The 14,208-nt window shown below is 36.3% G+C and carries 14 protein-coding genes; 1 reads left to right on the top strand and 13 read right to left on the bottom strand.

Annotated features, from left to right (window positions below):
* From PT603_RS11425 to PT603_RS11365, 13 genes are all read right to left on the bottom strand, one after another.
* A complete protein-coding gene (locus PT603_RS11425) occupies positions 1-393 on the bottom strand; it encodes a group II intron maturase-specific domain-containing protein (protein ID WP_008236375.1) in 393 nt (130 codons plus the stop codon).
* A complete protein-coding gene (locus tag PT603_RS11420; protein ID WP_008236376.1) occupies positions 390-758 on the bottom strand; it encodes an RNA-directed DNA polymerase in 369 nt (122 codons plus the stop codon). Before PT603_RS11420 ends, PT603_RS11425 begins: the two co-directional genes overlap by 4 nt.
* 465 nt (positions 759-1,223) lie before the next feature.
* A complete protein-coding gene (purD, locus tag PT603_RS11415; protein WP_008236378.1) occupies positions 1,224-2,495 on the bottom strand; it encodes a phosphoribosylamine--glycine ligase in 1,272 nt (423 codons plus the stop codon).
* Positions 2,496-2,922: 427 nt separating this feature from the next.
* The gene (locus PT603_RS11410; protein WP_008236379.1) at positions 2,923-3,909 is read right to left on the bottom strand and encodes a UDP-glucuronic acid decarboxylase family protein; all 987 of its coding nucleotides are present in this window, start codon (positions 3,907-3,909) and stop codon (positions 2,923-2,925) included.
* Positions 3,910-3,922: 13 nt separating this feature from the next.
* Positions 3,923-5,434: a UDP-glucose 6-dehydrogenase gene (locus PT603_RS11405; RefSeq protein ID WP_008236380.1), complete on the bottom strand. Its 1,512-nt coding sequence runs from the start codon at positions 5,432-5,434 to the stop codon at positions 3,923-3,925.
* A 13-nt stretch (positions 5,435-5,447) separates the two neighbouring features.
* Positions 5,448-6,707: a sulfate adenylyltransferase subunit CysN gene (gene cysN / locus PT603_RS11400; protein WP_008236381.1), complete on the bottom strand. Its 1,260-nt coding sequence runs from the start codon at positions 6,705-6,707 to the stop codon at positions 5,448-5,450.
* 83 nt (positions 6,708-6,790) lie between these two features.
* Positions 6,791-7,696, bottom strand: a complete 906-nt coding sequence (gene cysD, locus PT603_RS11395) for a sulfate adenylyltransferase subunit CysD (RefSeq protein ID WP_008236382.1) — start codon at positions 7,694-7,696, stop codon at positions 6,791-6,793.
* Positions 7,689-8,291, bottom strand: coding sequence for an adenylyl-sulfate kinase (gene cysC / locus PT603_RS11390; protein ID WP_008236383.1), 603 nt, complete (start codon positions 8,289-8,291; stop codon positions 7,689-7,691). The genes cysD and cysC overlap by 8 nt, the downstream gene beginning before the upstream one ends.
* Entirely contained in the window at positions 8,284-8,727 is a 444-nt protein-coding gene (locus PT603_RS11385; protein WP_008236384.1) for a DUF2061 domain-containing protein, read from the bottom strand. The genes cysC and PT603_RS11385 overlap by 8 nt, the downstream gene beginning before the upstream one ends.
* Positions 8,720-9,529: a 3'(2'),5'-bisphosphate nucleotidase CysQ gene (gene cysQ / locus PT603_RS11380; RefSeq protein ID WP_008236385.1), complete on the bottom strand. Its 810-nt coding sequence runs from the start codon at positions 9,527-9,529 to the stop codon at positions 8,720-8,722. The genes PT603_RS11385 and cysQ overlap by 8 nt, the downstream gene beginning before the upstream one ends.
* A 131-nt stretch (positions 9,530-9,660) precedes the next feature.
* Entirely contained in the window at positions 9,661-11,352 is a 1,692-nt protein-coding gene (locus PT603_RS11375) for a DUF6909 family protein (RefSeq protein WP_008236387.1), read from the bottom strand.
* A gap of 40 nt (positions 11,353-11,392) precedes the next feature.
* A complete protein-coding gene (locus PT603_RS11370) occupies positions 11,393-12,892 on the bottom strand; it encodes a GH3 family acyl-acid amido synthetase (RefSeq protein ID WP_008236389.1) in 1,500 nt (499 codons plus the stop codon).
* Positions 12,893-12,898: 6 nt separating this feature from the next.
* Entirely contained in the window at positions 12,899-13,771 is an 873-nt protein-coding gene (locus PT603_RS11365) for a M23 family metallopeptidase (RefSeq protein ID WP_008236391.1), read from the bottom strand.
* Positions 13,772-13,996: 225 nt separating this feature from the next.
* Here PT603_RS11365 and tatA point away from each other — a divergent pair, with 225 nt between their 5' ends.
* Positions 13,997-14,185 (top strand): twin-arginine translocase TatA/TatE family subunit, encoded by a 189-nt coding sequence (gene tatA, locus PT603_RS11360; RefSeq protein ID WP_008236392.1) that lies wholly within the window; start codon positions 13,997-13,999, stop codon positions 14,183-14,185.
* The last annotated feature ends 23 nt before the right edge of the window (positions 14,186-14,208 follow it).

Raw genomic sequence — 14,208 nt, 5'->3', positions numbered from 1 at the left:
TTAAGTTTTGATTCTAACCTTTTGGTAATAGTCCCGCAAGAACACATATCCAGCCTGTTTAAGTCTGTCTGTGGTGATTGTGGTTTTGAGGATATGGCTATTTGCTATATGCCAATAGCCTTTTCTCGTATTTGCCCACTCCCATGCCTTAGATTTTTTGACTCCTAGCTCGACCAGATTCTTCTGTTTGGTTATAATTCGTTTCCATTGTTTCCAGATAACCATCCTGATTCTCCGCCTGTACCATTCGTCTATCCTTAAAAGCAGTTTCTGCATATCCGCCAGTTTAAAGTAATTCACCCAACCAATAATATATTGGCGGAGTGACTCCTTCCTGCGGTCATTTCCCCAGCCATTGCTGCGTGATGTCAGTTCCTTAAGTTTGGATTTCATCTTTGATACGCTCTTAGAGTGGATCCGCAACCTGCCCTACGAACAGGATGGGGACGGTATTTGCCACAAAGGATGGAGCTTAACAGTTCTTCCTTGTTGAAAATAAGATAATCCTTAAGGGATTCGACTTCCATCTTATCAACTCCCCCCGCTCCTTTATTGCGCTTTACTTGAAGATAAGCTGCATTCAGGTTAGAAGGGGATAGAATGTATTCCAACATACCTTGTCCTACTTGGTTATTCTCCGTGAGCTTGTTTTCAATTATCCTCATGAAAGTCTGCCCTCCCACATTGCCTTCGGATGCCGTCCTATTCTTCTGTGGGTAGGTCTTTTCTTCTAAGATATTCTGCATTCTACCTTCCATGTGGTAACTTTCATTTACTTCTCACTCCTTAAAGTTCAGCCCTTCCCAAATATCGTCGTTATATGGTACTATGGCCTCGGCTGACTTCTCATGGCTAGCTTTACTCCGTGTTTCATACTCTGTGTACACACGTCCATGAGATCTCCCGTGGTAAGATAACTCACTTTCACTCCATGTCCCCGCAACATCTACATCCCGATGTCCGTGTAATCTTTGGATTTTGACTTGTATGGCAGCCTCATCCCATCGGTTATGCCTAATGTTGTTCGTGTTCCTCGGGGCAGAGTTTTGCCGCCAGCTTCCTTCAGATTCCACTTCGCAATGGACACCCTTGCTCTTGGCTAGTGGTTGGCGATTACAAACCCCCACAGTGGACTTTCACCACCTAGTTAGTTACCATGCACGGCACACAACAAAAAAGCGTCTAAATTTCCTTTAGACGCTTTTTTACATACTCTGTTTATTTTACAGATCAAAACCAATATCCTTTCTGAAATACATGCCTTCAAAATGTATTCCGGCAATAGTTTGATAAGATTGCTCCAATGCTTGAGTGAAATTATTTCCATAGGAAGTAATTGCCAAAACACGACCTCCGTTTGTAACAACTACCTCTTCCTGCGTTTTCGTCCCAGCATGAAAAATTATCGAATCTGTTTCTTTAGTAAGCCCTGAAATTAGTTTTCCTTTTTCATAATCTTCTGGATATCCTCCAGATACCATAACTACAGTTGTAGCACTCCTTTCATCGATTTCAAGGGTGATTTCATCAAGTCTCTCCTGGGCTACTGCTTTAAAAAGGGTTACCAAATCATTCTTAATACGAGGTAATACTACTTCAGTTTCAGGATCTCCCATACGTACGTTATATTCAATTACATAAGGATCATCTTCAACCTTTATCAATCCGATAAAAATAAATCCCTTATAAGGGATACATTCATTCTTAAGCCCTTCGATTGTAGGTTTTACAATTCTAGTTTCTATTTTCTCCATGAAAACCTCATCAGCAAAAGGAACCGGTGACACTGCCCCCATACCTCCTGTGTTTAAACCAGTATCTCCTTCACCAATACGCTTATAATCTTTGGCAGTAGGAAGTATTTTATAACTTTTCCCATCAGTTAATACAAAACAGCTTAACTCTATGCCATCAAGAAATTCTTCGATAACAACTTTAGCACTTGCATTGCCAAATTTTTCATTCACTAGCATATTCGTTAGCTCATCTTGAGCTTCTTGCAGGTCTGAAAGAATAAGTACCCCCTTACCAGCAGCAAGACCATCCGCTTTTAGTACATAAGGTGGTTTTAGGGTTGTTAAAAAATCACACCCTTGTTGGACTGTTTCCTTTGTAAAGCTTTGATAAGCAGCTGTTGGAATGTTGTTTTTTATTAGAAATTTTTTTGCAAACTCTTTGCTTCCTTCTAATTCAGCACCTAGTTGAGAAGGACCAATTACGGGAATATGTTTAAGGGTTTCATCTAAGGTGAAAAAATCATAAATGCCTTTTACTAGTGGGTCTTCAGGGCCAACTACCACCATTTCTATAGCATGGGAAATGACAAAGGATTTTAATCCTTCAAAATCTGTTGGGTTGATATTCACGTTTTTTGCAATTGTATCAGTACCCGCATTCCCTGGAGCTACGTACAGTTGTTCACATTGCTCACTCTGAACTAATTTCCATGCAAAAGCATGTTCCCTTCCTCCAGAGCCTAACAGTAAAATTCTCATATTATGTTGTGTTAATTTCGTTGATATTATATCAGTCCACGTACTACCCAATGAAGTTTGAAATACAAAGACGATGCAAAGGTAAGTCTTTCTACTTTTCTGTAGAAATACCATTAATGGTTTTAAAAAATAGACCTTATTTCACGCCAAAGAAGTTTGTCCAATTCTACTAAATAAAGGATTTAAAATAATAGCAATTGAAACCATCCTATACCCAAAATGCTAGGCTTCCCATGATTAATTGTCTCCGATTATTCGGATTTCAGTATTTAAAAAACTAATCCTATTATGATATGATTAATATTTAAAAAATATAAAGGTCTTACAATTAACTAAAATACCATTATCAATTAATAGAAGAAACAGACTCCAAGGATTGATGATATGGTCATCCATTTAGAACACCTGCTACTTTGTAAAATACAATCTATGCTTTATTACGGTCTGAAAAATCTCTATGTGCCGTTTTAAACAATTCTTCTTTAGGCAAAGACTGGAAATATTGGTACGTTCTTTTCATCCCTTCAGATCGAGAAATCTTAGGTTCCCAACCCAATAATTCCTTAGCTCTTGTAATATCAGGTTGGCGTTGAAGCGGATCATCTACAGGCAATGATTTATAAACAACCTTTTGATTAGATTGAGTAAGATTTATGATTTCTTGAGCAAAATCCCTAATGGTAATTTCTTCAGGATTTCCAATATTAATTGGGTCATTACAATCACTCATTAACAGGCGAAACAATCCTTCTATTTGATCATCTACATAACAAAATGAGCGTGTCTGCATTCCATCACCAAAAATAGTCAGATCTTCACCTCTAAGAGCCTGACCAATAAAGGCGGGTATCACTCTACCATCGTTAAGTCGCATACGTGGTCCATAAGTATTAAATATACGTGCGATTCGTGTTTCTAATCCATGAAACCTATGATAAGCCATGGTAATAGACTCCATAAATCGCTTTGCTTCATCATAAACTCCTCTAGGACCAATAGTATTTACATTTCCGTAGTAGTCTTCACTTTGAGGATGAACCAATGGGTCGCCATAAACTTCTGATGTAGAAGCAATTAAAATACGAGCCTTTTTTTCCTTTGCCAATCCTAATAAATTGTGCGTTCCCAAAGAACCCACCTTTAAAGTCTGAATAGGAATTTTTAAATAATCTATTGGACTCGCCGGTGAAGCAAAATGTAAGATATAATCTAACTTTCCCGGAACGTGCACAAATTTGGTAACATCGTGATGATAAAACTCAAAATGTTCTTCTTTGAAGAGGTGTTCAATATTCTGTAAATCCCCTGTAATTAGATTATCCATTGCTATTACATGGAAGCCTTCCAGTAAAAACCGATCACACAAATGAGATCCTAAGAATCCGGCAGCACCGGTAATCAATACTCGCTTCATTGAATACTTTATATTAAGAACCTTCTCCTATTTTGTAATATACAAAACCTATAGACTCTAGTAATTCTTTATCTAGAATTCCTCTTCCATCAAACACAAATGCAGGCTTTTGCATATCATTATAAAGTTTTAACCAATCATACTCTTTAAACTCATCCCATTCCGTCAAAACTGCTATGGCATGTGCACCTTTACATGCATCATATGGAGAATTATAAATTGTAACTGAAGTTGCATTATCTTCTGAAGATCTGGAATTCAAATAGTCAAGATCGGAATAAATCTGTTCATCAGAAACCTTAGGATCATATACAGCCAGAAGCGCTTGTTCGTTTAATAGATCGTCCGCCACATAAATGGCTGCGGATTCTCTAGTATCGTTAGTGTCCTTTTTAAATGCCCAACCTAAAAATGCTATTTTCTTACCCGAAACGGTATTGTATAAAGTCTTTACTATATTGTATGCAAAACGACGTTTCTGATGGTCATTCATAATCACCACTTGCTCCCAGTAATTGGCTACCTCATGTAATCCATATGATTTCGCAATGTACACAAGATTCAAAATGTCCTTTTGAAAACATGAACCTCCAAAACCAACAGATGCCTTTAAAAACTTTGGCCCAATACGACTATCCATGCCAATAGCCCTAGCCACTTCGTTTACATCTGCACCTGTTTTTTCGCAAAGCTCACTCATGGCATTAATGGATGAAACTCTTTGCGCGAGAAATGCGTTTGCAGTAAGTTTGGAAAGCTCAGAAGACCATACGTTGGTCGTTAAAATACGATCCTTTGGAACCCAATGAGCATAGATATCAACCAAGGCTTGAATGGCCTTATGACCTTCTATTGTTGTATCCCCACCAATTAAAACACGATCAGGACTATGAAGATCTTCTATTGCAGTTCCTTCTGCAAGAAATTCCGGGTTTGATAGAATCTGAAATTTGACTCCATTCCCTGTATGATCAAGAATATTCTTTATTGCTTGGGCTGTCCGAACAGGGAGAGTTGACTTCTCAACAACAATCTTATCGTCTTGGGATATTTTAGCTATTTGTCTAGCACATAACTCAATGTATTTTAAGTCGGCTGCCATCCCTTTACCTGCTCCATAGGTCTTGGTTGGAGTATTAACTGAAATAAAAATCATTTGAGCCTCATCAATTGCCTTTTCAATCTCCGTTGAAAAAAACAAATTACGTCCTCTGGCCTCTTTAACAACTTCAGCCAAACCTGGCTCATAAATAGGCAATTGTGTAAGGTCTTCATGATTCCAAGCCGCAATACGTTTTGCATTAAGGTCTACCACGGTTACTTTTACATTGGGACATTTTTGAGCAATAACAGCCATTGTAGGTCCACCCACATACCCCGCGCCTATACAGCAAATATGTTTAATCTGTGTCAAAATCGATAAAAGCTTTAGATAATTTCTGTTCTTTCCAAAAGTACTATATTTCTCCAAAACTCCGAACGGCAGCTGAGATTTCTTCAAAAGAAAAGGAACGTTAATTAACATTCCTTGATTAGTTTTAAGAATGTATCATTCCCGCTGCCACCGTTTCATTTGTGGCCTCATCTATCAATATTATACTTCCGGTAATGCGATTTTCTCTATAAGAATCTACCATTAAAGGTTTTGTAGTACGGATTCTTACCCTAGAAATATCATTCATTACCAATTGCTTATCATCTGTTACTCGCTCATAGGTATTGATATTAATTTTATATAAAATTTCCTTTATTATCGCTTTTTGTTCATTGGTAGTATGCCTAATAATATACTTGGTATTTGGACGAGCTGGATGATTATTCAACCAACAAAGCATCACATCAAATTCCTGAGTTACCGTTGGGAGATTGTTTTTCTTAACAATCATATCTCCTCTACTTATATCAACATCATCTTCCAATGTAATGGTTACTGACATGGGGGCAAAAGCTTCGCTAACTTCATTTTTATAAGTATCCACAGAAGCAATGGTAGATGTAAACCCAGATGGCAAAACGGTGACCTCATCTCCTGGACGGAAAATACCACTTGCTACTCGACCTGCATAACCTCGATAATCCCTAAATTCCTCAGATTGAGGTCGTATTACCGTTTGTACGGGAAAACGAGCATCAACTTTATTAATATCACTTGAAATATGTAACGTTTCCAATTCATACAATAAGGGTGCGCCTTGATACCAAGACATATTTTGTGAGCGATTTACTACATTGTCCCCTTCTAATGCACTGATTGGAATAAACCTTATATCTTTTACCAACAGTTTTGATGAAAATTCTTCAAATTGGGTCATTATTTCATTAAACCGCTCTTGCTCATACCCCACCAAATCCATTTTATTTACACAAATAATCAAATGTGGTATCTGCAGCAAAGAAGCAATGAATGTATGTCGTTTGGTCTGCTCAATTACACCATGACGAGCATCAATTAAAATAATAGCAGCATTTGCGGTAGATGCTCCAGTAACCATATTCCTAGTATATTGAATATGACCTGGTGAATCGGCTATTATAAACTTTCGTCTTGGGGTGGTAAAATACCGGTAAGCCACATCTATAGTGATCCCTTGTTCACGTTCGTCACGCAATCCATCTGTGAAAAGCGCAAGGTCTACTCCTTCATGTCCTTTTCGTTTACTAGTATTTTCAATTGCTTCTAATTGATCTTCAAAAATTGATTTTGAATCGTATAAAAGTCTTCCGATTAGTGTGCTTTTGCCATCATCTACACTCCCTGCAGTTGTAAATCGTAAAAGTTGATTGTTATCAAGTTCCATATAAAAAGGGTGTCAGCTTCCTAATTGAAGCATGCATATTTTTTAGTTTTACGTCTCCTTTAATCAAAATAAAAATCTTGAGGTTAAAAATAACCCTGCCTTTTTCTATCTTCCATTGCTGTTTCTGAGCGCTTATCATCTGCACGATTTCCTCGCTCAGTTTGTCTCATAGCTGCTACCTCATCAACAATTTTTTCAAGTGTATCTGCCTCTGACTCTATTCCCCCTGTTATGGTGATATCCCCCAAGGTTCTGAATCGAATTTTCTTACTATAAACCTTCTCATCTTCTTGAATAGTCAAAAATTCAGATTGAGGAATCCAGCTGTTATTTCGCCAAACAACCTTTCTTTCGTGTGCAAAATATAAAGTAGGTATGTCTATTTGTTCCCTTTTGATATAATTCCATACGTCCATTTCAGTCCAATTACTTATTGGAAATACCCTAAAATGTTCTCCTTCTACATACTTACCATTAAATAAATTCCACAGTTCAGGCCTTTGATTTTTTGGATCCCATTGTCCAAAATCATCTCTATGTGAAAAGAATCTTTCTTTAGCTCTCGCTTTCTCCTCATCTCTCCTTCCTCCGCCTATTGCACAATCAATTTTGTGATTTTCAATCGTATCAAGAAGTGTAGTTGTTTGCAAAGCATTTCGAGAAGCATTGCGCCCTCTCTCTTCCGCCACCCTTCCTTGATTGATTGATTCTTGTACTGACCCAACTATAAGTTGAACACCTAATTCCTTCACTAATGCATCTCTAAACATCATAGTTTCAGGAAAATTATGTCCTGTATCAACATGCATTAGAGGAAATGGAATCTTACCTGGACTAAACGCTTTACGAGCTAAGTGGGTAACTACTATTGAATCCTTTCCTCCTGAAAATAAGATTACTGGATTACGAAATTGTGCATATACCTCGCGAAGTACATAAATAGCTTCGGATTCTAATTCATCTAAATAATTTAAATAATACCTACTCATTATTATTTTTTAACAAAGGTTTTAATTCTTTAAAAAGTCGTTGTGCAGCCTCTTGTGGAGTCTCTTGTAATGTTTTCACTATAAAAAAAGGAGCAACTGGTTCCTCATATGGTGCTGAAATTCCAGTAAAATCAGATAGTTCTCCAGCACGTGCTTTTGAATAAAGCCCTCTAGGGTCTCTTGCCTCACATACTTCTAATGGGGTGTCCACATATATCTCGTAGAAGAAGTCTTCTCCTACACACTGCTTCACCCAAGTTCTATCATCCGAATAAGGAGAAATAAAGGAAGCTAAAACCACAATACCGGCATCAGTAAACAGTTTTGCGACCTCTCCTGCCCTTCGTATATTCTCTTTTCTACCTTCCTTTGAAAAATCTAAATCATTGTTTAGTCCATTTCGCAAAGTATCACCATCTAAAATGTAAGTGTGATATCCTCTTTCAAATAATATTTCTTCCAATGCATTTGCAATGGTAGTCTTACCTGACCCAGATAATCCTGTAAACCAAACAACAATTGATCTATGGCCATTACGTTGATTTCGATCAACATAACCAATATGATGCCTATATGGAAATAGATTATTATTCACTTTTTTTTACATTTTTATCTTGATATCTTAAACTTCTTTCTGGTAAACCAAAATCACTCAAATACCAAACTCGCTCATGCAAATAATAAAGAATCATTTTAGTTAACACTTCAGCCAAACCTATTTTGACCCCAATAAAAGGATTCCCTGAAATAAGCCATGCTAACAGCATGGTATCCATTGTTCCTACCATTCTCCATGAAACTGTTTTTAAAAGATGTCGCTTACGACTATCCCTTACCGCAGAACGAAACCAAAGTCTTTCATGAAAATAATATAGAATCATTTTAGTCAGCACTTCAGCGACACCTACCTTAACACCAGTAAGAGGATTGCCCGAAATGAGCCATGCCAAAGCCATAGTGTCAAGCGTTCCGATAATACGCCAAGTTATTGCCTTAGCTATATGCCTTTTATGACTAGTATCACTACTCATAACTCACAACAAAATTTCCATTTGTAAGATTTACTCTATTATATTTCATTTCCTGATTAGTATCTATCGAAATTAATTTCATACCTATAGCTTTACAGAGTGCATGACCTGCCGCAATATCCCACTCCATGGTAGGAGAAAATCTTGGATAGAATTGAGCACCTCCCTCAGCTAAAAGACAAAATTTTAATGAACTTCCTTTGGTTAGAACAAAGACCTCATCAAATTCTTTATTAAGTTCACCTATATAGTCTTCAAGGAGGGCATCCCGATGAGATCTACTTGTAACCACAACAACGTTCTCTTTAGTCAGTTGAAATGGTTTTAAGACTAAAGCTTCATTTAAAGCACACTCAAGTGTTTTAAGACTCCATACAGAAGCTTTGCAGGCTAATCCCTTAGCGACGTCCGCAAAAAATAATTCGCCAGTTACTGGGGCATAAATAACCCCCAAAACAGGCATACCCAATTCTACAAGAGCTATATTAACAGCAAACTCACCATTGCGATTTATAAATTCCTTGGTTCCATCTAAAGGATCTACAATCCAGCAACGCTGCCATTCTTTTCTAATAGCATATGGAACTTCTTTGTTCTCTTCACTAATAATGGGGATCCCTGTAGCTGCTAATCTTTGATTAATAACTACATTGGCATTTAGATCTGCTTGGGTTATCGGAGAAGCATCTGGTTTATTTTCAACGGTAAATGCTGTTTCATAAACAGCGCGTATTTCTTGTCCCGCTTGCACTGCCGCTTGAATAGCTTGATATAATAATTTTTGTATCGAAACAACCGCCATTTCTTATTATTCTGATTGCAAAAATATTGAATAATTTTATAATAGTATACTAATTCGATAGATTAATTATTTTTTTAATTGTAAATAAAAAAAACTCCCCAATTGGGGAGTTCTAAAAATCGATTCTATGCTTATGAATTCAGTATTTGTTCTAAAATCTTAATAGTGATAAGATAGGTTGGCTTAACTCCTGTAGTACCCAATCCTCCTGAAGCTAGTGTGCTTCCAGTTTCTAAAGGATTATCCGAGGCATAATAAGCATACCGCACCTTTACATCTTCACGAATACTTTTTCGAACTCTAGAGGCCGACTGTATCGCCTTTTGATAATGTACTCCTTCCATTTCAAGTCCAATAACATTCCAAGTGGATTCTTGAAAAAACTTAAGAATATCCTTGTTCTGCAAAGAAGTACCTAAAACAGATACCATAGCTCCTTCAAATACAAGGAGACCATTTCCTTCAAAATCAGCTTTGGTAAGTTCATTCTTGAACGGATAATTATCAGCTGTTCCTTCAAATATATGAGCCGTAGGAATCATAAGATCTCCCTTCCCTCCTTCCAGTATCCCAGCTTTCCCCATTATGGAAATAGAATCTACATTTAAATAAACAGCATTTGATTTACCTTCTTTGTAAGGCTTTAAAAATTCATCAATTGTTTCATATGCCTGTTCACCAAAGGCATAATCCATAACAAATAAAACTGGTTTTTCATTATCCGAAGTCTCACTATTAACTGAGAATCCAGTTCCACCAAAATCAATTAACGCAGTATCAAAAATTTGAATATCAATATTGGTACCAGAGGTATCATCAATTGATATCATTCCATTTTTATGAGCGAAGTCTTTGACTTTTTTTCTAAGTAAATCGTTCTCAGGTTTACTCAAGGCTTCAAAAAGCTCCATTGGGTCTTTACCTTTAAATTCCTTCTCTAAAGCTTTAAAACCGTAAAGTGTATTCATCACACTATGCATATTCGCACTTATAATATGCAAAGGTCTATGGATTAATTTATGCTTTTTAAGAGCCTTTTTAATAGTATTTGCCCAAATTTCCCCATGGATATGATGACCTAAACGTTCGCGTAAAATAGGACTAAAGGTAATTGAACGTTTGTTGTCTGTTAGTTTCTCTTCAATTGCTAGTTTGCCTAACCAATATATAATGTGTAAAAAGTGTTCAGGCTTTTCCTTGGAAGCAAAACTCCCGTGCGCTTCTAATACCTCTTCAAATGTGCGACCTAGAATATTCCCTGTATGTATTAAAGCTACCTCTCTTTCAGCTTGGGTAAGTTTATTTTTTTGTACAGCAGCTTCTAACTTTGCCCAATCACGCGTAGTGCGCCCATTATCACCAATCATAACTCGTTTGGCAATTTTATGGGATTCTATAAATAAAAAAGTAAGATGAGTAAGAATATCATAAATATCTGATCGTCCTCTGGTTATCTCGATATTCATTTGCTCATCATCAATCCGATAACAATTTCGACGTCTTTTTGGAGGAACTATAGGTTTAAAATGAGACCTTTTATACCCTTCATCAGAAGTTAAATTAATAAAACGACACTCCTCAATACCTAATGGCAATCTTTCAAGCACATAGGTGAGTCCGTTGAGCTCAGCTTTGTCTTCAGCTATTGTACCATAAATCTCTGGGCGTAATAGTAATAAAGATTCTCTTAACGATTCTCCAGATATACCCATAGGCTTATAAAAACCTCTATTAAACAAATGTCGCATTGTAATATACATACGCTCAATAGCATTTGTAGATTCCTGCGCTCGGGTTCTTCCTTTGATTTTAGTGTAACTCATACGTTATTTTAATCTACAAAATTAAGTGTTATAATTCAATTTATATCTTTTTAAAAGATGAAAGCGCTTCCGCAACCTTGCGATCATTAGACAAACGCTGAACTTTATTTTGCCCACCCAACTTACCAATAGACTTCATATAACCTTTAAAACCATCTTTTACAATAGGTGTAATCTTAAGAGGTTGAAGTACTTTACCAGCAATCAAATCAAAATAGTAACTATTTTGCTGTTGCATATTCTCATCAATCTTTCGGGCAAAATCACTCATGCTTTCAGGCTCCTGCTCAAACTCAATTAACCATTCGTGATATGGTAATTCATTTTGTTCCGGTGTTATCTGTGGTGCAACTGTAAATTCATTGATACGAGCTTTAGTTCCCACTACGGAAAGCCTTAAAGCTTCTTCTACTTCTTTTGCAATTACATGTTCTCCAAAAGCAGAAATAAAATGCTTTACTCTTCCAGAAACAATAATCCTATATGGCTTTGTACTAGTAAACTGAACAGTATCTCCTATATTATACCCCCATAAACCAGCATTGGTAGAGATAATCATTACATAATTAACCCCTATTTCTACATCCTTAATTGTTAGACGTTTAGGGTTTTCAGAAAGGAAATTATCAACTTCTATAAATTCATAAAAAATGCCCGCATTCAGAAGTAATAACATTCCCTTTTCTGTTTGAGTATCTTGATAAGCAAAAAAACCTTCACTTGCTGGAAACAATTCAATACTATCAACACGACGCCCAATCAGGTTTTCAAACTTGGCTCTATAGGGTTCGTAATTTACTCCTCCATAAATAAACAAAGTGAAATTCTTAAAAATTTCTCCAACTGGCTTACCCGTGATAGAGGTTAGTCTTTCAAAATACATCTGAACCCAAGAAGGAATTCCACTAATCACAGTCATGTCCTCAGATACTGTTTCTCCAACGATTGCATCTACTTTAGTTTCCCAGTCTTCGATACAATTAGTTTCCCAACTAGGCATTCTGTTTTTTTGAAGGTAATTAGGAACATAATGTGCAACAATCCCTGAAAGTCTGCCTAATTTTATTCCATTTTGCTCTTTTAATATTGGGCTTCCTTGTAAAAAAATCATTTTACCATCAACAAAGTCTGCTTTACCGGTTTCAGCAATATAACTCAAGATCGCATTCCTTGCAGCACTTATATGATTTGGCATCGATTCTTTTGTAATAGGAATATACTTTGCACCACTAGTAGTTCCAGATGTTTTGGCAAAATATAAAGGTTTTCCCTTCCAAAGTACATTTTCTTCACCTAAAACAACACGTTCAACATACGGTCTTAATTCTTCATAATCCCTGACTGGAACTCTATCAACAAAATCTGTATGGTTTTTAATAGATTTAAAATCATGATCTTGACCAAAAACAGTTGCATTACCTTGTTTAATAAGCTCTTCGAATACTTTATCTTGAGTGCGATAAGGGCGAGAAGACCATTGAAGTGTTTTTTGTCGAATGATATAAGCAAAAACCTTAGCCGCGAACGATTTTATAGACATTTTTCTCTATTTAAAATCAATATAATTCATTGGATTAACAGGATAACCATCACTCCATAACTCAAAATGCAAATGTGGCCCAGTAGTGTACTCACCTGTATTCCCAACATTGGCAATTACCTCTCCCGCTTTCACCAACGCCCCCTGTGATTTATTCACAGAAGAATTATGTTTATACACTGAGATTAGACCATAACCATGCTCTATAATGATTACATAACCAGTTTCTGCCGTCCATTCTGCAAAAATAACTGTACCATCAGAAACCGCTTTTACAGGTGCATTATTTGGAGCTACTATATCTACAGCATAATGTTTAGTTTTAGGATTGTATTCATTAGAAATTGTACCTGATACAGGAGAAAAAAGTAGAACTCCTGCCCTAGTTGTTGCCCGTGTAAACAAATTATACTTGTCTTCTAAGGCAACTTCCTCTCTTAATAAAGAATCCTCTCTACTGGGAGCTAAATCAAGTATATTTGGATCATTTCTATACTGCTCCCAAAGTGAATCCTTGTTGATTTCATTAGTTTTTATATCCCCGGTTAGGACTTTTTTAATTGAACCTAAATATTGATTACTCATATACAATTCCCTTTCTAAAGAATCGGTCTTAAAAGTAAGTCGTATTGCTTCCTTTTTCAATTCAGCAGATGAATAACCAGGAATATATTCTCGTAAGGGTGTAAACGCAATTAGAATCGTGGTACTCACAATCAAAAAAATCGCAAACACAGACCCAACAACAAATACATTTAATCTATTGAGTTTTAAAGATAGTTTCTCTTCAAATGTCTCTTCATTAAGAATGACAAGCCTGTATTTATATAGCAACTTTTTGCGCAGTTGCCTTCTTCTTCTTCCTTTTTTAGGTTCCATGATACTATTTCTTGGTGAAGTGCGCTTTTTGGGCTGTTAAATTTATAACTTTTTTCAACGTTTTAGACTATTACTTTATTTTAAAACTAAGGTCTGTTTAACATATATAAGAAGTACTGGGCCTTTTTTAACGAATCCTTGGTTTCCTTTTACATTTTCTTATGAATTGGAAAATAGAAAACAAAAATTAATTACTACCTTTGCTTATTATAAATTATAAGAAGCATGATTTCAGCACATATCTTTTTGGGAATGATAGGAGCACCGCAAATTATATTGATAGTGGTTGTTTTACTATTATTATTTGGTGGTAAAAAAATTCCAGAATTGATGCGCGGTTTAGGAAGCGGCATCAAAGAATTTAAGGATGCTTCCAAAAATGATGATGAAAAAAAGACTGACGATAAAGCCTAAAGCATCGTTTAAAATTAATAAAA

Origin of the sequence: Imtechella halotolerans (assembly GCF_028743515.2) — a bacterium.
GTDB lineage: Bacteria > Bacteroidota > Bacteroidia > Flavobacteriales > Flavobacteriaceae > Imtechella > Imtechella halotolerans.
This window is presented reverse-complemented; position numbering and strand designations above follow the sequence as displayed.

Excerpts from the sequence above, each read along its gene's own strand:
- PT603_RS11425 (WP_008236375.1), bottom strand. The coding sequence starts at position 393 with ATGAAATCCAAACTTAAGGAACTGACATCACGCAGCAATGGCTGGGGA.
- PT603_RS11420 (WP_008236376.1), bottom strand. The coding sequence starts at position 758 with ATGGAAGGTAGAATGCAGAATATCTTAGAAGAAAAGACCTACCCACAG.
- purD (WP_008236378.1), bottom strand. The coding sequence starts at position 2,495 with ATGAGAATTTTACTGTTAGGCTCTGGAGGAAGGGAACATGCTTTTGCA.
- PT603_RS11410 (WP_008236379.1), bottom strand. The coding sequence starts at position 3,909 with ATGAAGCGAGTATTGATTACCGGTGCTGCCGGATTCTTAGGATCTCAT.
- PT603_RS11405 (WP_008236380.1), bottom strand. The coding sequence starts at position 5,434 with ATGTTAATTAACGTTCCTTTTCTTTTGAAGAAATCTCAGCTGCCGTTC.
- cysN (WP_008236381.1), bottom strand. The coding sequence starts at position 6,707 with ATGGAACTTGATAACAATCAACTTTTACGATTTACAACTGCAGGGAGT.
- cysD (WP_008236382.1), bottom strand. The coding sequence starts at position 7,696 with ATGAGTAGGTATTATTTAAATTATTTAGATGAATTAGAATCCGAAGCT.
- PT603_RS11385 (WP_008236384.1), bottom strand. The coding sequence starts at position 8,727 with ATGAGTAGTGATACTAGTCATAAAAGGCATATAGCTAAGGCAATAACT.
- cysQ (WP_008236385.1), bottom strand. The coding sequence starts at position 9,529 with ATGGCGGTTGTTTCGATACAAAAATTATTATATCAAGCTATTCAAGCG.
- PT603_RS11375 (WP_008236387.1), bottom strand. The coding sequence starts at position 11,352 with ATGAGTTACACTAAAATCAAAGGAAGAACCCGAGCGCAGGAATCTACA.
- PT603_RS11370 (WP_008236389.1), bottom strand. The coding sequence starts at position 12,892 with ATGTCTATAAAATCGTTCGCGGCTAAGGTTTTTGCTTATATCATTCGA.
- PT603_RS11365 (WP_008236391.1), bottom strand. The coding sequence starts at position 13,771 with ATGGAACCTAAAAAAGGAAGAAGAAGAAGGCAACTGCGCAAAAAGTTG.
- tatA (WP_008236392.1), top strand. The coding sequence starts at position 13,997 with ATGATTTCAGCACATATCTTTTTGGGAATGATAGGAGCACCGCAAATT.